The sequence below is a fragment of the Kitasatospora aureofaciens genome (assembly GCF_019192735.1).
Classification (GTDB): domain Bacteria; phylum Actinomycetota; class Actinomycetes; order Streptomycetales; family Streptomycetaceae; genus Kitasatospora; species Kitasatospora aureofaciens_A.
Map to the genome: position 1 here is coordinate 25,422 of NZ_JAHTKP010000023.1, position 22,597 is coordinate 48,018.

General features: G+C 73.9%; 21 protein-coding genes and 1 pseudogene. 9 read left to right on the forward strand and 13 right to left on the reverse strand.

Features of this window, described 5'->3' with window-relative positions; all coding sequences use genetic code 11:
• Positions 1-38: 38 nt before the first annotated feature.
• The 3 genes from KV557_RS22335 to KV557_RS22345 form a co-directional block, all read right to left on the reverse strand.
• A complete protein-coding gene (locus tag KV557_RS22335) occupies positions 39-485 on the reverse strand; it encodes a hypothetical protein (protein ID WP_256177788.1) in 447 nt (148 codons plus the stop codon).
• A gap of 70 nt (positions 486-555) precedes the next feature.
• Entirely contained in the window at positions 556-1,281 is a 726-nt protein-coding gene (locus KV557_RS22340; RefSeq protein ID WP_256177789.1) for a maleylpyruvate isomerase family mycothiol-dependent enzyme, read from the reverse strand.
• A gap of 203 nt (positions 1,282-1,484) precedes the next feature.
• Positions 1,485-2,453, reverse strand: coding sequence for an alpha/beta hydrolase (locus KV557_RS22345; protein ID WP_218202979.1), 969 nt, complete (start codon positions 2,451-2,453; stop codon positions 1,485-1,487).
• A gap of 154 nt (positions 2,454-2,607) precedes the next feature.
• On the opposite strand from KV557_RS22345, the gene KV557_RS22350 reads away from it, so the two are divergent.
• Positions 2,608-3,072: a MarR family winged helix-turn-helix transcriptional regulator gene (locus KV557_RS22350; RefSeq protein ID WP_256177790.1), complete on the forward strand. Its 465-nt coding sequence runs from the start codon at positions 2,608-2,610 to the stop codon at positions 3,070-3,072.
• Positions 3,073-3,153: 81 nt separating this feature from the next.
• On the opposite strand, the gene KV557_RS22355 is transcribed toward KV557_RS22350, so the two are convergent.
• The 3 genes and pseudogenes from KV557_RS22355 to KV557_RS22365 form a co-directional block, all read right to left on the reverse strand.
• Positions 3,154-4,317 carry a hypothetical protein gene (locus KV557_RS22355; RefSeq protein WP_256177791.1) on the reverse strand — a complete coding sequence of 388 codons (1,164 nt, stop codon included), beginning with the start codon at positions 4,315-4,317 and terminating at the stop codon, positions 3,154-3,156.
• Positions 4,318-4,618: 301 nt separating this feature from the next.
• Positions 4,619-5,503 (reverse strand): ketopantoate reductase family protein, encoded by an 885-nt coding sequence (locus KV557_RS22360; protein WP_218203110.1) that lies wholly within the window; start codon positions 5,501-5,503, stop codon positions 4,619-4,621.
• Positions 5,489-6,037, reverse strand: a pseudogene (locus KV557_RS22365) (DUF6817 domain-containing protein); the annotation flags it as partial. The gene KV557_RS22360 and the pseudogene KV557_RS22365, both read right to left, overlap by 15 nt.
• Positions 6,038-6,221: 184 nt before the next feature.
• On the opposite strand from KV557_RS22365, the gene KV557_RS22370 reads away from it, so the two are divergent.
• Together KV557_RS22370 and KV557_RS22375 are read left to right on the forward strand one after the other, a co-directional pair.
• Positions 6,222-7,109, forward strand: coding sequence for a LysR family transcriptional regulator (locus KV557_RS22370; protein WP_218202981.1), 888 nt, complete (start codon positions 6,222-6,224; stop codon positions 7,107-7,109).
• Positions 7,110-7,415: 306 nt separating this feature from the next.
• A complete protein-coding gene (locus tag KV557_RS22375; RefSeq protein ID WP_218202982.1) occupies positions 7,416-7,628 on the forward strand; it encodes a cold-shock protein in 213 nt (70 codons plus the stop codon).
• Between the two features lie 85 nt (positions 7,629-7,713).
• Here the strand turns inward: KV557_RS22375 and KV557_RS22380 are convergent, their stop codons facing one another.
• From KV557_RS22380 to KV557_RS22390, 3 genes are all read right to left on the reverse strand, one after another.
• Positions 7,714-8,334, reverse strand: a complete 621-nt coding sequence (locus KV557_RS22380) for a TetR/AcrR family transcriptional regulator (RefSeq protein WP_218202983.1) — start codon at positions 8,332-8,334, stop codon at positions 7,714-7,716.
• Between the two features lie 31 nt (positions 8,335-8,365).
• Positions 8,366-9,463, reverse strand: coding sequence for a TlpA disulfide reductase family protein (locus KV557_RS22385; RefSeq protein ID WP_218202984.1), 1,098 nt, complete (start codon positions 9,461-9,463; stop codon positions 8,366-8,368).
• A 105-nt stretch (positions 9,464-9,568) separates the two neighbouring features.
• Positions 9,569-10,342: an enoyl-CoA hydratase-related protein gene (locus KV557_RS22390; protein ID WP_218202986.1), complete on the reverse strand. Its 774-nt coding sequence runs from the start codon at positions 10,340-10,342 to the stop codon at positions 9,569-9,571.
• Between the two features lie 110 nt (positions 10,343-10,452).
• Between KV557_RS22390 and KV557_RS22395 the strand changes: the two genes are divergently transcribed.
• Both KV557_RS22395 and KV557_RS22400 read left to right on the forward strand, forming a co-directional pair.
• A complete protein-coding gene (locus KV557_RS22395; protein ID WP_218202987.1) occupies positions 10,453-11,787 on the forward strand; it encodes an aminotransferase-like domain-containing protein in 1,335 nt (444 codons plus the stop codon).
• A gap of 182 nt (positions 11,788-11,969) precedes the next feature.
• A complete protein-coding gene (locus KV557_RS22400; RefSeq protein ID WP_218202989.1) occupies positions 11,970-13,169 on the forward strand; it encodes an esterase/lipase family protein in 1,200 nt (399 codons plus the stop codon).
• Here the strand turns inward: KV557_RS22400 and KV557_RS22405 are convergent.
• Positions 13,120-14,142 carry a helix-turn-helix transcriptional regulator gene (locus KV557_RS22405; protein ID WP_218202990.1) on the reverse strand — a complete coding sequence of 341 codons (1,023 nt, stop codon included), beginning with the start codon at positions 14,140-14,142 and terminating at the stop codon, positions 13,120-13,122. The two genes, KV557_RS22400 and KV557_RS22405, sit on opposite strands and share 50 nt — an antisense overlap.
• A gap of 111 nt (positions 14,143-14,253) precedes the next feature.
• Here KV557_RS22405 and KV557_RS22410 point away from each other — a divergent pair, with 111 nt between their 5' ends.
• Together KV557_RS22410 and KV557_RS22415 are read left to right on the forward strand one after the other, a co-directional pair.
• Positions 14,254-14,805 carry a DinB family protein gene (locus tag KV557_RS22410; protein WP_218202991.1) on the forward strand — a complete coding sequence of 184 codons (552 nt, stop codon included), beginning with the start codon at positions 14,254-14,256 and terminating at the stop codon, positions 14,803-14,805.
• A 127-nt stretch (positions 14,806-14,932) separates the two neighbouring features.
• A complete protein-coding gene (locus tag KV557_RS22415; protein WP_218202992.1) occupies positions 14,933-15,772 on the forward strand; it encodes a hypothetical protein in 840 nt (279 codons plus the stop codon).
• A gap of 196 nt (positions 15,773-15,968) precedes the next feature.
• Here the strand turns inward: KV557_RS22415 and KV557_RS22420 are convergent, their stop codons facing one another.
• Together KV557_RS22420 and KV557_RS22425 are read right to left on the reverse strand one after the other, a co-directional pair.
• Entirely contained in the window at positions 15,969-16,844 is an 876-nt protein-coding gene (locus tag KV557_RS22420; RefSeq protein WP_218202995.1) for an NAD-dependent protein deacetylase, read from the reverse strand.
• Positions 16,845-16,888: 44 nt separating this feature from the next.
• On the reverse strand, positions 16,889-17,968 hold the full coding sequence (locus tag KV557_RS22425) for a PP2C family protein-serine/threonine phosphatase (protein ID WP_218202997.1): 1,080 nt from the start codon (positions 17,966-17,968) through the stop codon (positions 16,889-16,891).
• A gap of 222 nt (positions 17,969-18,190) precedes the next feature.
• Here KV557_RS22425 and KV557_RS22430 point away from each other — a divergent pair, with 222 nt between their 5' ends.
• Positions 18,191-20,677 (forward strand): ABC transporter permease, encoded by a 2,487-nt coding sequence (locus tag KV557_RS22430; protein ID WP_218202999.1) that lies wholly within the window; start codon positions 18,191-18,193, stop codon positions 20,675-20,677.
• Positions 20,678-20,892: 215 nt separating this feature from the next.
• Here KV557_RS22430 and KV557_RS22435 read toward each other — a convergent pair whose 3' ends face one another.
• Positions 20,893-21,618, reverse strand: a complete 726-nt coding sequence (locus KV557_RS22435; protein WP_218203002.1) for a hypothetical protein — start codon at positions 21,616-21,618, stop codon at positions 20,893-20,895.
• Between the two features lie 257 nt (positions 21,619-21,875).
• Between KV557_RS22435 and KV557_RS22440 the strand changes: the two genes are divergently transcribed.
• Positions 21,876-22,571 carry a DUF3152 domain-containing protein gene (locus KV557_RS22440; RefSeq protein WP_218203004.1) on the forward strand — a complete coding sequence of 232 codons (696 nt, stop codon included), beginning with the start codon at positions 21,876-21,878 and terminating at the stop codon, positions 22,569-22,571.
• Positions 22,572-22,597: the final 26 nt, after the last annotated feature.

Below are 22,597 nucleotides of genomic sequence, written 5' to 3' on the forward strand. Positions count from 1 at the left end.
GCCCAACCCGCTCAGCCCGCTCAGCCCGCTCAGCCCGCTCAGCTTCGCTCCGCTCGCAGCTCCGCTCCGCTCGCCGCGAAGAGCGTACGCAGGTGCCGGCCGTTGACGACGGCGGCCACCCCCAGCAGCGCGATCCCGCAGAGCCCCTGCTCGATCTTCATCCAGAGCGGGAACGTGCCCGGGGTGACGATGATGGCGACGATCACCACGAGCATGACCGCCGAGATGATCCGCAGCCGGCGGAACGCACCGTACGATCCGCGCGCGGCCCGTACGGCGAGCACGAGCGTGATCGCGGCGCTGACCGCGACGGCGGTGCCGCGGATCCACACCGCCGTGTTCACGATGGACGGGTGGTCGGCGAGCGCGACGATCGCCGCCAGGGTGATCACGCTCAGGCCCAGATAGGCGGCCAGGAACCGCCGGACGGTGCGGAAGGCCCGCAGGGTTTGGGAGTGGTTCAGGTTCACGTCGGTGGTGGTCATGGCATCCATGCTGGCCGCGCGGCCACGCTCCGCGGCAGTGTGCTCGCACACTGCCGCGGCATGACAAATGTCAGCGCCAGCCCGGCGTCGGAGGCTGCGGCCAGGCCGGCGGGGAGGGCAGCGGGGCGTCCGACCGGAGGCGGGCATCCGCCCCGCGGCCCGCGAGCCAGGCGAGCAGCACGTGGCCGGGGCCGGTGACGGTCGGGCCGGTCGCGGCCAGGGTCCAGGCGCGGTCCAGGTCGGTGGCCTCGATGCGGGCGACGGCGAAGTCGCGCGCGGCCAGGGCGGCGGCGGTCTCGTCGAGCGCCCCGGTGACGAAGCCGACGGACCAGGCGTCCGGGATGTGGCCGAGGTCCAGGTCGACGTGGTGGACCTCCAGCTCGCGCCGCGCGCGGTGCAGGGTGAACCAGGCCGGGTGCCGCCACCCCGCCAGGGCGGAGACCAGGACGGACCACCGCTCGGCGGGCACGGCCGACGCCTCGTCGAGCAGCCGGTCCAGACTGCGGCGCAGGTCCGCGACCAGGGCGGCGGCGTCACGCCCGGCGCCTTCGCGCAGCAGGCGGTCCAGAGTGGTGGCGTCGGCCCTCGGCCCGGGTTCGGCGCCGGTACGGGCCAGGGTCAGCAGCCAGCAGTAGACGTCGGCACTGCGCGCGAGGTGCGTGAGGACGTGCCCCCGGCTCCACCCGGCGAGAGCCGAGGGCTCGCGGGCCTCCCGGTCGGTCAGCGCGTCGACGGTGGCGCTGAGGCGCGCGGCGGAGGCGCGGACGTCGTCGAGGAGGACAGTGGGCTCGGTCAACACGTAACTTCCCTGCTCAGCCATCGATTTGACGCCGCCCAGAGTAGCCGCCATCGCCGCACGCAGCTCGTTCAGGCGGAAGTCGACGATCCGCCCCTCGCGGCCCGGCCCCGACAGGATGGCGGGCCCTGCTCCGGGCCCATGCGCGCGACGGGTGGGACGCACTCGTCGTGCGTCCCACCCGTCGGTCTCACGGCGTGCGCTCAGTCGGTGCCGAGGGCCTGGCGCAGGACGGTGACGGCCTGGGTGATCGCGGCCTGGGCCGCGTGGGTCCCGCGCAGGGCGTTGAGCATGACGAAGTCGTGGATGATGCCCTGGTAGCGCACAGCGGTGACGGCCACGCCGGCCTGGCGGAGCTTGGTGGCGTAGGCCTCGCCCTCGTCGCGCAGGACGTCGGCCTCGCCGGTGATGACCAGCGCGGGCGGCAGGCCCTTGAGCTGCTCGACGGTGGCGCGCAGCGGGCTGGCGGTGATCTCGGCGCGCTGGGCGGGGTCGGTCGTGTACTGGTCCCAGAACCACTGCATGCCGTCGCGGCGCAGGAAGTAGCCGGTGGCGAACTGGTGGTAGGACGGCGTGTCGAAAGCGGCGTCGGTGACCGGGTAGAACAGCACCTGCGCGGCCAGCGGCACGCCCCCGCGTTCCTTGGCCATCAGGGTCAGGGCGGCGGCCATGTTGCCGCCGACACTGTCACCGGCCACGGCGATGCGGGCGGCGTCCAGGCCCTTGCTCGCACCGTCGGTGACGACCCATCGGGCGACCGCGAAGTTCTGCTCGATGGCGATCGGGTAGCGGGCCTCGGGCGAGAGGTCGTACTCGGGGAAGACCACGGCGGCCCGGGCGCCGACCGCGAGCTCGCGCACGAGCCGGTCGTGGGTGTGGGCGTTGCCGAAGACCCAGCCGGCGCCGTGGATGTAGACGATGACGGGCAGGGTGCCGGCGGCTCCGGCGGGCTTGACGATACGCGTCCGGACGGAGCCGGTGGGGCCGCCGGGGACGGTGACCCACTCCTCGTCGACGGCGGGCTTGGCGATCTCCCCCGCCTGGACCTCGTCGACGGCCTTGCGGCCCTCGGCCGGGCCGAGGTCGAAGAGGAAGGGCGGGTTGGCGGTCGCGGCGGCGAACTCGGCGGCGGCCTGCTCCAGCACCGGCGCGGTCGGGCTGTACTCGGACATGGCTGGCACCTCCAGGGAAGGGAGCCCTGTGGGGCCCCGTCTCCCCAAAATGCTAGGGCACGATTACCTCGCGCACAAGTAAAACGCGGTCGTTCAAATAGCCCACAGGTGGAGGTAGGCTGCTGGGATGAGAGCGCACGTGGAGGTCGGACCGATGAGCCCCAGCACCGAACAGGACGCGGACCGGTCGTTCTCCATGCACCTGGACGACCAGCTCTGCTTCGCCCTGTACGCGGCATCGCGCGCGGTGACCCACCGGTACCGGCCGCTGCTGGAGGAGCTCGGCCTGACGTACCCGCAGTACCTGGCCCTGCTGGTCCTGTGGGAGCAGGGCACGGCGTCGATCAAGGACATCGGAGCCGCCCTCCAACTCGACTACGGCACGCTCACCCCCTTGATCAAGCGCCTGGAGGCCGCCGGCCTGGTGCGCCGCGAACGCCGTCCCGACGACGAGCGGACCGTCCGGGTCAGCCTCACCGACCAGGGCCGCGAGCTGCGCGAGCGGGCCGAAGCCGTCCCGGGCGCCATCGGCGACGCGATGGGGCTGCCGCCGCAGGACTTCGACCAGGTCAGGCGGATCCTGCGGCAGCTGACGGCCAACGTGTCCGCCGACGTGTGACGGCCGGACCGCAGCCGTCCCCCGCACGGGGCGTGCGGGGGACGGGTGCGGTCCGAGGCAGTCCGGTCGGTGCAGGACGCGTCAGTGCAGGACGTCCAGTTGGTTGGTCGCGTTGTCGACGAAGAAGACCGCGTCCCGGTCCAGGTCGATGGCGAGGCCGAAGAGCGCGCCGGCGCCGGGCGGGGTACCGCTGGTGTCGAGGGTGCGGACGGCCACCTGGTCGCCGGCCGGGGTGGTCTCGACGATGTTGCCGTCGCCGCTGTTGACCGTGAGGATGTCGCCGCGCGGCGTGATGGCCATCCCGAGCGGGCCGTTGAGGTGGTTGCCGGCGGTGACGACCCGTCCGGTCCCGGCGTCACTGGTGCGGTGCACGGCGTCGGGGATGGCGGTGATCCGGTTGCCGAGGGTGTCGGCGACGTAGAGCGTGCCGTTGTGGCCGAGGCCGACCCCGGTAGGACCGATCACCAGGGCCATCGGGTCGGTGCGCTCGCCGAAGCCCGAGCCGATCACGGTCGTCGCCACCCGCTCCGGGGGCTGGTCGCCGTGCCGGCAGAGGGTGATCCGCAGGACGGTGCCCCGGTCCACCTCCGTGCCGCCGGCCGCGACGGTCCCGTTGAGCACATTGGTCACGAACAGCTCGGTCCGGTCGCCGTGGCTGACCGAGGTCATGTCCCAGGGGCCGTTGATGCCGTCACCGACGATGGTCTCGCGCACCGTGCCGTGGCTGTCCAGCACCAGCAGACAGCCGGCCGACGCGGTGCCCGCGGTGCCGTCCGTGGTGGGCAGGCTGCCGACCACCACCCAGCCGCCCGGCAGGACGGTGAGCGCCGTGGTCAGCCCAACCCCGCCGGGGCACTCCCCGGGCAGCTTCGCCGGGTCGATCTGCGCGAACTGGCTGACCTTGCCGTCCGGGCTCACCTGGACCAGCGTGGTGCCGGTGCCCTGCAGGTTCGGCTTGTTGTTGAAGTTGCTGATCAGCACGTTGCCCCGGTGCAGATCGCCCTCGCTGTGGCGGATCACGACGGTGCCGTACGGGTTCTGGTCGCCGTTCGCGGGGACGGTGGACGCCACGGTGGTCACCGTGTTCAGCGGCCTGAGGAAGGGACCACCGGACCCGCCCGCGACGGCAGGCGCCGCGGCGGTGGCGCCGAACACCAGGGTGGCCACCGCCGTCAGGCCGGCCCGCATCAGGAGCCTTGCGTGATGCCGCACGGGCATCATCGGTTGCAGAGAGTTATTACTCATGACGCCACGTTAGGTCGGCGCAGCGCCGACGTGCGCGCTGACCTGGCGGAACGAAGACGGGACGCCGCTCCGTCAGCCGAACCGGCTGCCGGTCGGCGCCGCTGGTCCTGTGCCCGCGGGGCGGGCAGCAAATCGACCGGAGCGGGCCGGTCGGAGCTCTGCGCGGTACGCCTCAAAACGGTCGGCCAGTTGTCGGACAACGGCTGCGGCCACCGCCGATCATCGGTCTGGGATGACGGAGGATCATGCGGTGGCCACAGGCCAGCAGCCTGGACCTGCCCACCGACAGCGACCGACGCCCTCACCCCAGCTCGGCCACCAGGCGGCCGGCGAGCGGCACCGGGACGCCGTGGCGCTCGGCGGAGCGCAGCAGGGCGCCGCCGATGGCGTCCAGTTCCAGGGGCCGCCCGGCCTCGGCGTCGCGCTGCATCGACGACTTGGCGTCGGCCGGGAACGCGTCGTACAGGGCCAGGGACCGGGCGGGGTCCGCCGGTGCGCCGCAGGCCCGGGCGACGGCCGCCGCCTCCTCGACGAGGGCTTCCAGTTCGGCGCGGTGCTCGGTGCGGACCCGGCCGATGGTGAGCCCGTACCTGGTGGTGAGCAGGGCGAAGGGCGCGAGGAAAGCGAACTTGGCCCACAGCACGGCAGGTTCGTCCTCGCTCACCCGAGTCTGCACGCCCGCGCCGCCGAGCACATCGGCCAGGGCGGCGAGCCGCTCCGGCGGCCCGGCCAGGTCGATGTCGGTGAACGGGCTGCCGTGCTCGACCACGCCCGGCGCGACCCGGGTCGACTCCACCCGGACGACGGCCGCGGCAACGCGCTCCGCACCGAAGCGTCGGCGCAGCTCGGCCGGGTGCTCGATGCCGTTCAGCAACGGCACGACCAGGCCACCGGCCGTCATGGCGGGCGGGATGCGCTCCAGCGCGGCGGCGAGGTGGGTGTGCTTGACGGTCACGAGGCACAGGTCGACGGGCACGCGCAGCTCGGTGTCCGCCTCCACGCGCGCGGTGAACTCCCCGAACTGCGCGCTGCGCACCCGGATTCCGTCCGTTCGCAGGGCGTCGGCGGTCGTCTCGCCTGCGACGCAGATCACCCGGTGGCCGGCCCGCGAGAGCAGCGCCGCCAGCAGGCCGCCGACGCCACCCGGGCCGAGCACCGCCACCGTCCAGCGGGGGCCCGCGCCCAGGGCCTGGCAGGCTTCCCAGGCGGCCGGGCTCAACTGCGGCCGCAGCCGCGTGAACAGGGTGAGCAGGTCCGGCCCCCACTGTGCGCGGAAGGCGGGGTCGATCCGCGCGATGTCGAGTTCGTTGGCCGCGGACAGTTCGGCGAAGTCGCGCAGCTGGGCGGCGTCCGGGGTGAACGTGCCGCCGGTGAAGCGGTCGTGGAACACGGCGTCCGGGCCGGCCGGCCCGGGGTACGTCGCGGCGCGGTCGCAACTGGCGTACAGGTACACCAGGTTCTCGGCCTCCGGGCCGATCACCGAGGCCAGTTCGGCCCGGCGGTCGAGCGGCAGGAGTGCGGTCGGGAAGCCGTCCGTCCCGTAGGCGGCGTGGCACAGCCCCGCGAGCTGGAGGGCGGGACGGGCGCCCCAGGCGGCGAGTTGCCGCTGGACGCGTTCCAGATGGGCGAGCAGGGTCCCACCGGGGTGCTCGACGTCGGCCGCGCCGAGTTCGCGGAGCAGGGAGACGGCCTTGGTGGTGGTGACCGGAAGGGTGCACAAGTCGGTTTTCCTCTCGGAGCGTTGCGGGTCGGCACCCGCCGTACCCCCGCCTGTGCGTCCGGAACGCCGCGAGGACAGCGGGCGGGTTGCCGCCCTGGGCCCTGCAACGATGATCGAGCCCGGCGAACACCCAAGTCAATCCACGGGTTTGCTGGGGAACCCCCAAGCGATACCTTGGGTCACCGTGACTCTTGATGATCTCCGCGTCTTCGCCGCCGTGTGCCGGGCCGGCTCACTGAGCGCCGTCGCCCGCGAGCTGTCGTGCACCCAGTCCGCGGTCAGCCAGCACGTGAAGCGCCTCGAACGGGAACTGGGCGTCGCCCTGATCGAACGGCAGCCGCGCGGCGTCGTGCCCACGGAGGCCGGGCGGCTCCTCCAGGCGGCGGCCGTCGACAGCCTCGGCGGCATCGACCACGCCCTGCGCGGCATCGGCGAACTCGCGCGCGGCGACGGCGGATCGGTGCGGATCACCACGGGGGCCACCACGATCCGGCACTTCATGTCGGCGGCGGTCGTGGACTTCCGGCGGCGCTTCCCGCAGGTCAGCCTGGAGTTCCAGACCGAGGTCTCCAGCCGCAGCTGTTTCGAGGCGCTCGCCGCCGGCCGCGTCGACCTGGCCTGGATCACCCTCGGCTCCCCCGTCCGCGGCATCGAGCAGCGGCCGGTCGTCGAACTCCCCTGGGTCCTCGCCGTCGCCGCCGGCGACCCGCTGGCCGGCCGGCCCCACGTCGACCCCGTCGACCTCCAGAACGCCCGGCTCATCGGCCTGCCGCAGAACTCGATAGCCCGCTCGCAGCTCGACTCCTGGCTCGCGAGGTCGGGCATCCGCCCGGTCTTCGACACCAGTGTCGCGGACTGGGACACCGCCATCCTCCTCGCCGAGCTCGGCCTCGGCCAGGCCGTCGTCCCCGCCCTCCCCGAATGGCAGGGCCCCGGCCACCCCGGCCTCCGCCTGATCCCCCTCCCGGCCCTCCCCGTCCTCACCGCCGGCTGGGCCGTCCGCCGCTGGGACACCCTCTCCCCCTTGGCCCTCACCTTCGCCGACACCGTCGCCCACCACTGCGCGCGGTAGGGCCCGTCTTCAAACTCCCGTCGTCCGCCCGGAGGGCGGGCCGGGCGGCGTTGGGGTGCGTGCATCGCAAGGCGGAGGAGGGAGTCCATGCGGTGGGGGCACCTCCCGGCCGAAGGCTGGGGGACATCGGCGACCGACGACAACGCAGCGAGGCGCGTGCCCCGGCGTCGCCCGGCAGGCGGGAGTTTGAAGACGGGCCCGAGGAGCCCGACCGTCGGCTTTGCCCGTTCTCCCTCAGGCGGAGTCAACCCTGTGCGATGATCGCGAGCGCCCATTGTGACGGCATGACTACGTAGAGGAGATGGCATGGCTGAGCGTCAGACCGGCACCGTGAAGTGGTTCAACGACGAGAAGGGGTTCGGCTTCATCACACCGGAGTCCGGGCCCGACCTGTTCGTCCACTTCCGGGCGATCGAGGGGCAGGGCTTCAAGTCCCTGGTGGAGGGACAGAAGGTCTCGTTCGTGGCCATCCAGGGCCAGAAGGGCATGCAGGCCGACCAGGTCCGCCTCGAAGGCTGATCACGCGAGCGAGCCGCCTCGTGGGCCATCACCTGGTACCGGGTGATGGCCCACAAGCATGTGAGCAACGGACGGACGGGCGGCCTCAGGGCAGGAAGGCCGCCACCGCCGCCCGGGTCAGGGCCCGGAAGCGCTCTTCGCCGAGGGCGCCGGGGAAGTGCCCTCCCCGCTCAAGGCTGATCACGCCGTGGGCCGCCGCCCACAGCAGGTCGGTGACCTCGTCGACGTCGGCGTCCGGCCGCAGCACCCCGGCCTCGACGCAGGCGCGCGCCGCCTCGCGCAGCACGTCGAGGCTCGCCGCGGCCGCCGCGCGGGACTCCTCGTCCGGGACGAAGCCGGGAACGGCCTCGCCGTGCATGACGCCGTAGAAGTTCGGCTCCTCCAGGGCGTTGGCGCGGTAGGCGCGGCCGAGGGCGGCCAGGTACTCGGCCGGGTCGTCGCCGCGCGGCACGGCGTCGAGGCGGCGGCGCAGCCGGGCGAAGCCCTCGCGGTAGAGGGCCGCGGTGATGGCGTCCTTGGCACCGAACTGGCGGTAGAGGACGGTGGTCGAGCAGTCGGCGGCGGTGGCCAGGCGGCGCATGCTCAGCGCGGCCGGACCCTCGGCGGCGAGCAGGCCGGCGGCGATGTCGAGCAGGGCGGTGCGCAGCGCGGCCTCGCCCTGGGCCTGGGCTCGGGCGAAGGCGCCGGTCGGTGATTTCGCGGGCATGGGGATGATTCTGCAAGAAGCCCGAGCCGTGCTACGCCCGCTCCGGCAGCGGACGGTAGATCGGCACACCCGCCGCCTCCAGCGCCGATCGCCGGGCGAAGTACTCGTCGCCCATCGGGTCCACGCCGAGGAGCGGCATCGCGCTGCGCCAGGTGGTGACGTCCTCCGGGGCCAGCTCGGACGCCGCCGCGAAGTGCCGTTCCGCCGCCCGCTCGTGGCCGTGGCGCAGCAGCCACAGGGCCAGCGCCGCCTCCGTGCGGGCCCGCTGCCGCTCCGGGGTGCTCGGCTCGGTCAACCCGGCGACCGTGTCGGCGTCGACGCCCGCGTCGCCGGTGGTCACCCACCGACGTAGGGCGGCGAGGGTCTTCCCGGAGTCCAGGCCGCTCATGGAGCGGAAGAGGTCGGTGGCGAACTGTGTGTCGTTGGGGCGGGCGATGCGGCCGTGCTCGTCGATCCAGACCACGGTCGGGACGTTGAGCAGCTGGTAGAGGTCCGCGACCCGGCCGTCGACGTCGATCAGCGCGGGGTGGGTGGGCGCGGCCTCGGCGATCCAGGGCGCCGCGTCCTCGGTCCGGCGGTCGACGGCGACGCTCAGCACCGAGAAGCCCTCGGCGGCCAGTTCGGCGTGCTGGCGCTCCCAGGCGGGGAGGTCGTAGCGGCAGCCGCACCAGGAGGCCCAGAAGACCAGCGCCACCTTCCGCCCGCGCAGCTCGCCGAGCGAGTGCTCGACGCCGTCGGCGTCCGGGAGGGTGAAGTCGGGTGCGTCCCCGGCGGCCAGGGCGGCCGACCGGTCGGCCGCGGACGCGCCGAGTGCCAGGACCCGGGCGGCGGGCTCGGTCGCCACCGGGCGGCCCAGCAGCTCGGCGAAGGCGGTGACGTCGAGCAGTCCAACGCCTGCGCTCGCGTCCTCGATCCGCGCGACGGCGGCCGCCGGGATGCAGATCTCGCCCCGGCACCAGCCCTGCGGCTTGCGCGTGAAGCCCAGCGCGCGCTCGACGTCCGCGTGGGTGAGCCAGACGTGCGGGCCCGCGCCGTCGTCCGGGGCGGGGCGCAGCACGGCGTCGACCCGGCTCTCGACGTGGTCGTCCAGGATCGTCAGCTCGACGGTGGTGATCGCGGTGCTGGGCATGGCGCCTCCTCGGTCGGGCAACGCGGTCAAATAACGCCGTTATCTGAGAATAACGGCGTTATCTCGCCGGGCGCAACCACCGACGTCTGGCTCCGTTCAGCACCGTCACCCCGCCGCCGAGCGCTCCAGGAACCGCCGCAGCCCCTCCCGCACCCCGTCCGTCGGGACGGTCGCGGCGAAGCAGGCCGCCTCGACGGCGAGCCCCTCGTCGATCGGCAGGTTGATCCCCCGCGTGACGGCCCGCAGGCAGGCGGCCACCGCCGTCGGGGCATGCCGGATGATGCGCTCGGCCAGATCCCGCGCCGCGGCCGGCAGGTCATCGGCCGGGACGACCGCGTTGACCAGGCCCATCGAGGCGGCCCGGGCGGCCGGGATCGGGTCCCCGGTCAGGATCATCTCCAGGCCGCGCTTGCGCCCGACGTGCCGCGGCAGCCGCTGCGAGCCGCCGAAGGGCGGCGGGAAGCCCAGCGTGATCTCCGGCTTGGCGAAGGTCGCGTGCTCGGCCGCGACCGCCAGCGGCGCGGCCTCGGTGATCTCGCAACCGCCGCCGTAGGCAAGCCCGTTGACGGCGACGATGACCGGCTTGGGGAACTCCTCGATCCGCCGGGTCAGCGCGTGGCCGCGCCGGACGATCTCGCGCAGCGCCCGCTCCGGCCCGCCGGCGATGCTCGCGGCGAGCGACGGGATGTCCGCGCCCGCGCTGAACGCCCGGGTCCCGGCGCCGGTCAGGATGACGGCCCGGGCGGTGTCGTCGGCGTCGACGCGGTCGAGTTCGGCGAGCAGCGTGTCGATCGTCGGGTAGTCGAGGGCGTTGAGTTTCCGCTCCCGGTCGATGGTGAGGGTGACGACGTGCTGGTCGCGTTCCACGTGGACGGTCATACCGGCTGCTCCCTTGCGCCTGGTTGCGGACGGCACCGAGGCTAGGAACACCACTGCAGGACAATCCACTTATTGTCCTGGATACACGTCCTGGACAGACCTGGAGCCGCATGCGTCCGCCCGCCTACAAGGCCATCGTCGACGAGTACGCGGCCGCGATCCGCTCCGGCGCGCTCCCGGCCGGCACCCGTCTGCCGACCCACCGGGCGCTGGCCCGCGAGCGCCGGGTCGCGCTGGCCACCGCCACCCGCGTCTACGCCGAACTGGCCGCCGCCGGGCTGGTGGTGGGCGAACAGGGCCGCGGCACGTTCGTCCGGGTCCGCTCCGGCTACGACGGGATCGAGCCCTCCCGCGCGCTCCCGGTGCCGCGCCTCGCGGACCTGTCGTTCAACCAGCCGCTCGCCCCCGGCCAGGGCGACCTGCTCCGCCAGGCCCTTCGCACGCTCGCGACCTCCGGCGACGCCGAGGCGCTGCTGCGCCAGCACCCACCGGGCGGGCACCGGCACGACCGCGCGGTCGTGGCCACCTACCTCCTGGGGCGCGGCATCGACACGGCCCCGGAGAACGTCCTGCTCACGAGCGGCGCGCAGCAGGCCCTGGACTGCGTGCTGCGCACGCTCACCCGGCCCGGCGACGTCCTGGCCGTGGACGCGCTCAGCTACCCGGGCGTCAAACTGCTCGCCAGGGCCCACGGCCTCGACCTGGCGCCCGTCCCGGTCACGCCCGCCGGCCCGGACCTCGACGCGCTCGACCGCCTGTGCCGGGCCCGCCCGGTCCGCGCCGTCTACACGATCCCGACCGTCCACAACCCGCTCGGCTGGGTGCTCGACCGCCGGCAGCGAGAGCGCCTGGCCGCCATCGCCGCCGCCCACGGCTGCACGCTGATCGAGGACGGCACGTACGCCTTCCTGGAGCCCTCGCCCCCTCCCCCGCTGTACGCCCTCGCGCCGGACCACACCTGCTACGTCGCCGGCCTGTCGAAGAACGTGGCCCCGGGCCTGCGGTTCGGCTTCGCCGTTCTGCCGAACCGCCTTCTGCAGGCGGCCACCGGCAGCCTGCGCGCCGCCGCGTGGGGATCCCCAGGCCTCGTCACCGCGCTGGCCACCGGCTGGCTCGCGGACGGCACGGTCGCCCGCCTGGAGCTGCACCGCCGGGAGGACGCCGCCGCCCGGCAGGACATCGCCCGCGCCGCGCTGGCGGGCCTGGACGTCACGGCGCATCCGTCCTCGTACGTGGTCTGGCTGGGCCTGGAGCCGCACCAACGCCCGGACCACGTCGCCGCCGCACTCGCGGCGGAGGGGATCCTGGTCTCCACGGCGGACGCCTTCGCCACCGGCCCGCACACCCCGCACGCCGTCCGGCTGGCCCTGGCGACCCCGCCGCGGCACGAACTGGGGGACGTGCTGCGCCGGTTGAGAAAGGCGATCGAGGAGATCCCACCGTGACTCCTCGGCCCCGAAGTGACCGCTGGTGAAACTCTTCTGACAGAACGTCACTCATTCGAGTGACGCGTGCATGGCGCCCGGGCCGCGGTGGGTAGGCCGGGCCCGAACGGCCCGGCCGAATCTTCGGCCTGCGCCGCACGAGGCCTGCCAGCCAGGCACTCACCCCGACGAGAGGATCAGCTGTGACCGAGCAGCCCGAGCCCGTCCTGGAACCGTTCGGCCTGATCTCACCGCCCCAGCCGCCGGAGATCCCGGCCGCACCCGAGCCCGACGCCGTGTGGGACCTTCCCGGCGGGAAGGCCTGGGTGTACCTCGCGAACTCCCGCTTCGGGATCCAGAAACCGGTCATCCTATCCGACGGGTTCGAGACCGGCCCGTCCAAACTCGACCCGCTCTGGCACGGCCTGAACCGCACCGGCTACCCGTTCGCCACGAAACTGCGCGAGCGCGGCCACGACCTGATCGTGCTCGGCTACGACGAGCGCAGCGCCTCCATCCTGGAGAACGCCGAAACGGCCACGGCCTGCATCCGGCGGACGATCGCCGAGCGCAAGGGCGACGCGCCACTGACCGTCGGCGGCTTCAGCATGGGTGGCCTGGTCACCCGCTATGCGCTGGCGAAGATGGAGACCGAGGGGGTGGACCACCAGACCGGGACGTACCTCTCCTTCGACAGCCCGCACCGCGGCGCCTGGATCCCGATCTCGCTCCAGGCCCTCGCCCACTTCCTCAAGGCCACCCCGGCCATGTCGAAGCAGATCAACAGCGACGCCGCCCGCCAGCTCCTCTGGCGCCACATCGAGACCGCCGACGGCACGCCCCGTCAGGACCCGCTGCGTACCCGGTTCCTGGAGGAGCTCGACCGCGTGGGCTGGTGGCCCCGGATCCCGCGGCTGCTCGGCGTCGCCAACGGCAGCGGCTCGGGCACCGGCAACGGCGTGAAGGCCGGGGTCGACGCCATCCGGGTCACCTCCGGCTGGTTCACCGGCACCACGCTGCGCACCCAGGCCGGCGGCACCGGCCACGAGGTGGCCCGGCTCAAGGGCCTGCTGTCCGAGCGGCGCGTGGTCACCGACGACCTGCCCGAACTCGACGGCGCCCCCGGCGGCACCCTGGAGAGCTTCGGCATCGCGGGCAGCAAGCTGCGGCTCACCGGCAAGGTCGACATCGAACCCGGCACCGAGTCGATCTGCTTCGTCCCCTCGGTCAGCGCGGTCGCCGTCCGCGACCTCGAAAACCAGGCCGACCTGTACCTCGACATCGAGGAACTGTCCAAGGACGAGAGCGAGTTGGACGACTTCATGCTCTCCCCCAGGAACGACCCGCACTCGTTCATGAGCGAGGAGCTGGCCATCTGGATCCTGAAGCGCCTGCCTGACTGAGAACTGTCGCCGCACCCACCGCCCGGCCGAACCGGGTGCTCCAGTCGTCGAGCCGCTCGACCAGTTCGGGCGGCTCGACGACGTGGAAGTCCGCGCCGAGCGCACCGAGCGCCATGATCGGCCAGTTCAGGTCGTCGGCCGTGATCCGGATCCGGCAGCGCTCGGCGTCGATCTCCTCGACCGTGCTCCACCGGCCGATCCGCTCGCGGACGGCCGCAACCGGGGCATCCACCACGACCTCGACCCGGTACGGGCGGGGCATGCCGTTGACCCCGGCCCGGACGAACTCGGCGGCGTCGGCGGCGGGCAGTTCACGCTGCCGGAACCGGGCGCCGGCGCCCCGCGGCGCGCTCAGCCGGTCGAGCCGGAAGGAACGCCAGTCCTGCCGGACGAGGTCGTAAGCCACCAGGTACCAGCGGCGGTTGAGACACACCAGCCGGTGCGGTTCGACGTGCCGCTCGGCGCTCCGGCCGTCGGCGGCGGTGTACGAGAACCGCAGCTGTTCGTCGTCCCGGCAGGCCACCGCCACCACCGTGAGCTCGTCGGGGTCGACCTTCACACCCGCCGGACCGCCGCCCCAGCCGACCGGGACGGTCATCGCCCGCAGCGCCTCCACCCGGCGCCGCAGCCGGGCCGGCATCACCTGCACCACCTTCGCCAGCACCCGCACCGAGGCTTCGCCGATCCCCTCGACCGGACTGTCCGCGGCGGCCTGCAACCCCACCGCCAGCGCGACCGCCTCCTCGTCGTCGATCACCAGCGGCGGCAGCGCCGCGCCCGCCGCGAGCTGGTAGCCGCCGTCGACGCCGCGCTGCGCCTCGACCGGGTAGCCCAGCTCGCGCAGCCGGTCGATGTCGCGGCGCAGGGTGCGGATCGAGACGCCGAGCCGGTCGGCCAGTTCGTCGCCCGGCCAGTACCGGTGGGTCTGGAGCAGGGACAGCAGTCGGAGCGTCCGGGTGCTGGTGTTCGCCATGGCTCCGATTCTCCCCTCTCTCGCGAGGAATTCAGGACAGAAAGTGGCCGCAATTGCTTCTACCGTAGAGCTTGTCCGACGGAGCAAGAAGCACACGGAAGGCGAACCACCATGACTGCCACCACCTCGACCGCCACCACCGCCACCCCCACCGTCACCGGCGAGCGCGCCGACCTGCTGGTGGCGCTGGCCAAGCAGCGGCACTTCCTGCGCTTCACCACCCGCGACCTCACCGACGAGCAGGCCGGCCTGCGCACCACGGCCAGCGCGCTGTGCCTCGGCGGCCTGGTCAAGCACGTGACCTCGGTCGAGCGGATCTGGGCGAACTTCATCGTGGAGGGCCCGTCGGCGATGCCCGACTTCTCCGCCTGGACCGAGGCCGACTTCGCCCGCCGGGAGGGCGAGTTCCGCATGCTGCCCGGCGAGACGCTCGACGGCGTCCTCGCTGCCTACGAGGAGGTCGCCCGCCGCACCGACGACCTGGTCGCCACCCTCCCCGACCTCGACGCCACCCAGCCGCTCCCGAAGGCCCCCTGGTTCGAGCCCGACACCGAGTGGTCCGCCCGCCGCGTCCTGATGCACGTCGTCGCCGAGACCGCCCAGCACGCGGGCCACGCCGACATCATCCGCGAGTCCCTGGACGGCGCGAAGAGCATGGGCTGACCTGCCCTGAAGGTCGATCCCGAGGGGCCCGGCACCGCGCCGGGCCCCTCGGCGCGTCGACTGGCGGACATCGGCGCGCCCACCGGCGGATATAGGCTGATCGGGTCAAACGATCTTCAGGAGAGTCATGGCCGCCGCCAAGCCCCGCGTTCTGTACGTCACCGACCTGGCCTACCAGGCGCGCGGACGCCGCTACTGCGACGAGGACATCCAGCTCTCCTCCCGCCTGCGCGAGGACTTCGACGTCGCCCTCTGCCACCCCCTGGACGCGGCCGCGCTGATGGACGGCTTCGACGCGGTCCTCGTCCGCAACAGCGGCCCGGTGCTGAACTACCGCGCCGAGTACGAGGCCTTCCGCACCCGGGCGCTCCTGCACGGCACCCGCGTCTACAACCAGCTGTCCGGACGGGCCGACATGGCGGGCAAGCAGTACCTGCTCGACCTGAGCGCCGCCGGATATCCGGTCATCCCCACCGTCGACCGGGCCGAGGACCTCGCACGCCTGCCCGTCGTGCCCGAGTACGTGGTCAAGCCGAAGCTCGGCGCGGACTCGATCGGCCTGGAGATCGTCCCCCGCGAGCGGCTCGGCACGGTCGCGTACGGAGACGTCCTGGTCCAGCCGCTGATCCACTTCGCGTACGAGGTCTCGTTCTACTTCGTCGACCGCACCCTCCAGTACGCCCTCCACGCACCCCACCCCGACGAGCGCTGGCGCCTGGAGCGTTACGAACCCACCGCCGCCGACCTCGACTTCGCCACCCGGTTCGTCGACTGGAACACCGTCGAGCACGGCATCCAGCGCGTCGACGCCTGCCGCACGCCCGAGGGCGAGCTGCTGCTGGTCGAGCTGGAGGACCTCAACCCGTACCTGTCCCTGGACCTCCTCGACACGGCCACCCGCGACTCCTTCGTCGCCGCCCTCACGGCATCCCTGCACACCCTGCTGGCCACGAAGCCGGCGGCCTGATGTCCCGTCCCACCGAAGGCCGGCCGTGTCTCATCGAACCTTGAGTGCTCCACTGGTAGTTGGCGGGCTCGGGTGACTCACGGACAGTAATGAGCCCATGGCGTGCGGCAGTTCGAGCGTCGACGATTATTCCGGGTCATTGACAAGTCCCGGCAAGCCATCGTTGCAGCACAGCCGGCACCGCACAACCGCCGGCTCAGACCGGGCGTGCCGCAGCCCTGACCCGCCGGGCGGCCTCGGTCAGGACGGCGCCCAGGGGCAGGCCGATCCTGGCCGCGGCCAGGTCGTCCCCACGGGTGGCGCCCTGGTTGACGATCGCCACCGGCGTGCCCGCGCGGGCGGCGCGGCGGACGAAGCGCAGGCCGGACATGACCGTGAGGGACGAGCCGAGAACCACAAGGGCCTGCCCGGCGTCGACCAGCTCGTAGCAGCGCCGGACCCGGGGCTCGGGGACGCTCTCGCCGAAGAAGACCACGTCGGGCTTGAGGACACCGCCGCACGCCCGGCAGGGGGCGACCCGGAAGCCGTCCACCAACTCCTGCGGCAGCTCCGCGTCCCCGTCCGGGCGGGCCGCCGCGTCGGCGTCCCGGAAGCCGCCGTTCAGCGCCTCCAACCGACTGTCCAGCTCCTCGCGGGCGCTGGTGCGCCGGCACTCCAGGCAGACCACCCGGTGGAGGCCACCGTGCAGCTCCACGGCCGTGCGCGTCCCGGCCGCGCGGTGCAGACCGTCCACGTTCTGGGTGATCACCGCCGACACGTGTCCGGACCGGCGCAGCTGTTCGACGGCGCGGTGCCCGGCGTTGGGCTCGGCCCCGGCGATCGTCCGCCAGCCGGCGTGGCTGCGCGCCCAGTACCGACGGCGGGCCGCCTCGCTGCCCGTGAACTCCTGGTACGTCATCGGCGGGCGTCGGCGCCGGCTGCCGGTGGCGCCCCGGTAGTCCAGGATGCCCGACTCCGTGGACAGCCCCGCGCCGCTGAGCACGACGACGCCCCGCCCGGCCAGCAGCCGCACCAGCGTCTCCAGGCCGGCCGCGTCGGCCGCCGTTCCGTCGAGCGTCGCGGACACACTCATGCGGTCAGCCTAGGCCCGTCGTCAAAGGCAGGGACGCCCGGACCTCACGGCCGGGTGACCGCGAGGACGGCCATGTCGTCGTCCCGGGGCGCGCCGGTCCACCGCTCGACGTCCCGCACCAGAGCGTCCAGCGCCTCCTGCGGCCCGGCGAACGGGCCCAGGGGCGCCAGGCCCGCCACGGGGTCGTAGAACCGCCCGGCGGCGTCACGGGCCTCGGTCACGCCGTCGGTGACCAGGAGCAGCGTGTGCCCGGCCGGGAACGGCCACGCGTCCGGCGCCCGCCGGGCCGGGCCGAGGGCGCCCATCCCGAGCGGCAGGCCGGGGTCGGCGGCGTCCAGCCGCCGCACGCCGCCGGCGCCGTCCAGCAGGTACGGCCCGGGGTGGCCGCAGCTGAGGGCGCGCAGGGCGTCCCGCCCGGGCGTGAACTCCACCAGCAGCGCCGTGCTGAAGCCCTCCGTCCGCACTTCCTCCTCGCGGTGCGCGCTCTCGCGGGCCAGTGCCTGCTCCAGGGTGTCGGCGAGCGCGACGAGGTCCGCCGTGCGCGAGGCGTTCTCCCGGAACGCCCCGAGCAGCACCGACACCGTCTCCACGGCCGGTAGGCCCTTGCCCCGCACGTCCGCCATCAGCACCCGCACGCCGTACGGGGTCTCCTGCACGGCGTACGCGTCGCCGCCGATCAGGGCCTCCGTCTGGGCGGCCCGGTAGCAGGCGGCCACCGACAGCTCTCCGGCCCGGGGCGGCGGCGCAGGCAGGACGGCCCGCTGGGCGGCCTCCGCCACGCTGCGCATGGTGGCCAGCCGACGGCTGTGGCGGGCGACGACCCGGTTGACCCAGACGCCGAGCAGCGCGGCGAACACCGTGTTCACCAGCTCCAGGTAGCCGCCCTTGGTGCCGGCCGTGCCGTCGTAGACGGACAGCGCGAGGATGCCCGTGACGTTGGCGGTGCCGACCGCGAGGGTGTCCCGGAGCGGCAGCAGCGCACCCGCCAGCACGGCGGCGGCCGCCACCATCGGATCGCCCCAGTAGTCGGCCGCCTCGAGGCCGTTCCAGAGCATCCCGCCGGCGACCAGCAGCCACGGCGCGACCCTCAGGTAGCGCGGCCACTGGGCGGACCTCGGTGCCATCGGCGCCACTCGCCTTCCTGCTCTGCGTCCAGGTCTGCTTCCTGCTCGGCGTCCTGCTCTGCTCGCGAAGGCGGTCATTTCCGATCCTAGAAGCTCCGGGGTCCCGGAAGCTCAGGGGCTGGGTCCTGGAAGCTCAGGGACTGGTCAGGGGTGCCCCGGATGCACTTCACGATCATGGAAACGAGAAGATGATCACATGAGAAGAGCATCGGGGGATGTCGCATGCTGAGGATTGCCCGCTCCACGCTGCGGGTGCGGTGGAGCTCGTTCGTCGGGAGCTTCGTCGCACTGGCCCTCGGGGTCGCGCTGATGGCGACGGCCGCGCTGGTGATCGCCGCCACCGGGGCACTGGAGACCGCGCAGTACCGGTACGCCGCCGCGCCCGCCGTGATCGTGCCGGACGCCCGGTTCGGCTTCACCGACGGCGACGGGCAGCCGCAGCGCGAGCCGGTCGCCCGGCAGCCCGGGCTGTCGCCGGCGCTGGTCGCGGCGGTCGCCCGCACCGGGCGGGTCACCGCCGACCGCAGCTTCGCCGCCCAGGTGCTCGGCGGACCCCGGGGGCAGGTCGGGCACGGCTGGTCGGCGGCCGCGTTCGGCGGCTACCGGCTGACGGCCGGGCGGGCCCCGGCGGCGGACGGCGAGGTGGTGCTCGGCAGCGGCGACCCGGGCCTGGTCGGACGCTCCGTCAGGCTGCTCACCGACGCGGGCCCGCTGGACGCCACCGTCACCGGCGTCACCGCGGCCGTCCCGTTCGAGCACGCCGTGTTCCTCACCGACGCGCAGGCCGAACGCCTCTCCCCCGCCGTCAACGCGCTCGTGGCGTACGGCGCCCCGGACGACGTGCGGCGGGCCGCCGAAGGCAGCGACGTCAAGGTGCTCACCGGCGTCGACCGCGAGTCCGCCGACCCCGGCCGGATCGCCGCGCTCGGGCAGCTGGAGTCCGTGTCCACGCCGCTCGGCCTGGCGGCCGGCGTCGCCGCGTTCGTCTCCGTCTTCGTCGTGGCCGGCACCTTCGCGCTCTCCATCGCGCAGCGTCGCCGCGAGCTGGCCATGCTGCGGCTGGTCGGCGCCTCGCGGGGGCAGCTGCGCAACCTGGTGCTCACCGAGGCGCTGCTGGTGGGCCTGGCGGCCTCCGCCGTCGGGTGCGCGCTCGGGCTGGTCGCGGCGCCCGCGGTCGGCCGTTGGCTGGTGGACCGGGGCCTGGCGCCCGCCGGGTTCGTGGTCGCGCCGTCCGGGTGGGCGCTGCTGGTCGCGGCGCTCGTCGGACTGCTGACGGCGGTCGGCGGCGTGCTGGTCTGCTCGGTGCGGGCGGCGATGGTCGGCCCGATGGACGCGCTGCGCGAGGCCGCCGCCCCCTCGGGCTCGCGCGTCGCGACGGTGCTGAGGTGGTCGCTGGGCGGCGCGGGGCTGCTCGGCGGCGTCGCGGTGATGGCCGCGATCGCCGGCTACGCGCCCGAGTACGCCGGGAACGCGGGCGGTTCGGCCGCGCTGGCCCTGTGGACCGGCGGCGTGTTCGTCATTCTCGCCGGGGTGCTGGCCGGTCCGGCGATCCGGCTGCTCAGCGGCCCTGCCGCATGGGTGCTCGCCCGCCGCCGGCCGGGGATGGTGTGGCAGACCGCCCGGCGCGGCGCGCTCGGCGCCCGGCAGCGGACGGCCGCCACCGTCACGCCCGCCGTGATCGTCGTCGCGCTCACCGGCTGCCTGCTCGGCTCCGTCGACACCATCGGCGCCGCCCGCGTCGCCGCCGCCCGGCACCAGCTCGCCGCCACCGACTTCGTCGTCACCCCCGCCGGGACGACCGGCCTCAACCGGGCCGCCGTCGACCGCATCCGGGCCGTCCCCGGCACCACCGTGCTCACCGAGACCCCGAGCACCCTCGTCGCCGTCCAGGACCGCGCCGTGGCCCTCGGCCTCACCGTGATGGCCGCCGACCCGGCGCAGCTGCGCGCCGTCGGCCGCCTGCCGCTGATCTCCGGCTCCCTGGACGACCTCGGGCCCGACTCGGCGGTGCTCAGCCAGGAGTGGCCCGGCTCGCCGAAGACCGGGCAGAGCGTCCAGGTCCGGCTCGCCGACGGGACGCCCCGCACGCTGCGGGTCGCGGCGGTCCTCGCCTCGGCCGAGGACACCGTGCAGGGCTACGTCTCGTCCGCCCTGCTCGACGGATCCGCTCCGGCATCGGTGGCCTACGTCCAACTCGCCCCCGGCGCCGACCGGTCCGCCGTCTCCACCGCCCTCGCGACGGCCGTCGACGGGTTCGGCGCCCGCGTCGACACGCCCGCCCACGTGGCCGCGGGCACCCAGGACGCCAACGAGCAGCAGGCAGCCGCCGGGCTGCTGCTGATCCTCGGATGCTCCCTCCTCTACGCCGCCATCGCCCTGGCCAACACCCTCGCCATGACCACCGCCGACCGCCGCCGCGAACTGCTCCTCCTCCGCCTGGCCGGAGCGTCCCGGTCCCAGGTGCTCCGCATGGTCGCGACGGAGGCCCTGCTCTGCGTCGCCGGCGGCGTCCTGCTCGGCGCCATCGCATCCGCGCTCAGCGCGGCAGGCGCATGGGCGGCACTGCGCCGCCTCGTCGGCCCGCTGCCGGTCGCCGTCCCGTGGACCGTGATCGGCACGCTGGGCGGAGTCTGCGCCCTCGTCGCCCTGGCAGCGGCCCTGATCCCGGCCGCCCTCATCCTCCGCCCACGCACGCTGGCGATGCAGTGACGTTACGAAACCTGAGCGGTCCGGTCGGGGTGACGGACTAACGCTCCCGGGCCCTCGCGCGGGGCGCGCGAGGGCCCGGGGAACGACGGGGGCTCAGCGGTCGGCCTGGAAGCCGTTGATCACGCTGAGGGGGCCGAAGCTGCGGCCGATCAGGCGTGCGGTGGGCCGTTCAGGTGAGCCGCTGCGGTCGGAGGCGGGCGGTCACAGGCAAACGGTCAGAGGCGGGCCGCCGCCCGGCCGGCGGCGGCCTGCATGCGGCCCCAGGGCACGGTGTCGGCGGTCTCGGCGCCGACGTAGAGCACGGAGACGGTGGTGCCGCGCTGCTGCACCGTGAACTCGCTCTCGGTGCGGGCGGTCGCGGGCAGGCCCTTGTTGCGGTCCGGGCCCGGGGTGGCGCTGGTGATGGACCACTGGCCGGGCCCGTGGGCGGTGACGGTGGCGCCGGGCAGGGAGCCGTCCCGTGCGCAGTCGCGGATCCAGCCGTCGATCGTGGCGGCGGCTGCGGGGGCGGCACCGTCGGGGAAGTCGGCGACCAGGTGCGCGGCGTAGTAGAAGTCGTACTTTCCGCCGGGCCGGGTGGCCTGACGGTAGGTGCGGTACGCCTGGGCGCGGGCTCCGAGGCGGTCGAGGGCCCCGCGCAGGCAGGGGATGTCCGAGGACTGGCTGTGGTCGGCGTAGCCGGCCGTCTCCTGCCAGACGTCGGTGCCGTCGACCAGTAACGGGAGCTCCCCGGCGGCCAGCAGCCGGGGGTCCCGGAGCCAGCTGACGCGGCCCGCGGTCGGGAGGGGTGTGGCGGGCGCGTCGGAGGGCCGCGAGGCAGTCAGCGACCACAGCCGAGTACCGGACGGGTGGCGGCCGGTCGGCGCGGAGCCGGCCAGGACGGCGAACGCGGCGGCGCTGCCGATCAACGCGAGGACGGTGCGGGGTATCCGGTTGGTCACGAGCCTTCTCTCTGTCGCCCGCCCCGGGGTCGGGGCCGGCCTCAAGCCTGCCGTACGGGTGTTGATGCCCGATCAACACGTTCGACGAGTGCCTCGGGCAGCCCGAATCGGCTGAACCTCCGCCCCCTCCCGGCGCGTTCCTCCTTATACCACCGCTTGTCCGTCCGCCCCTCTCCAGGAAGCCGCCGCATGTCCACCAGCGCCGCTGCCCCCACACCCATACGCCCCTCCGGCCGCCTCGGCACGAGGGCCGGCCGGTGAGGGTGTTCGCCGGATCCCGCCAGAAGGCCTGGTACGGCGCGCTCGCCCTGGTGGTGGTCGCCGCGCTGGCCGCCGGCCTGCTGTGGTGGCACCCGTGGGACCGGGACGGGCAGAAGGCGATGGCGTTCACGACCGCCCCGGGCGGCTCCGCCCGTTTCGGCACCGGCGAGCACCTGTACCGCTACAAGGTGCGCGTGGAGAACGGGCTCCAGGAGACACCCGAGCAGTTCGCCGCCGAGGTGGACGCCGTCCTCGGCAACGTCCAGCGCGGCTGGGCCGCCGGCAACGACGTCTCCTTCCAGCGCATGGCCGCCGACCCGGTGGACTTCACCGTGTACCTCGCCACGCCCGGGTCCACCGACCGGATCTGCGGCCAGTACGGACTGGACACCGACGGCTGGGTGAACTGCGGGGTGAGCCACCAGGTGGTCATCAACGTCAAGCGCTGGGTCGAGCTGTCGGAGTACTACGCGGGCAAGCCGGACCTCTACCACGCGCTCGCCGTCAACCACGAGGTCGGCCACGTCCTCGGCCACGGCCACGTCGAGTGCCCGGGGCCGGGCGCGCCGGCACCGGTGATGATGCAGCAGATCAAGGGCCTGCACGGCTGCGTGCAGAACGGGTGGCCCTACTCCGAGACCGGCGCGCTGCTCACCGGCCCGCCCGTCCAGGCCACCACGCCCGCCCCCTGACGGCGGCCCCGGTGCCCCCCTCTCCC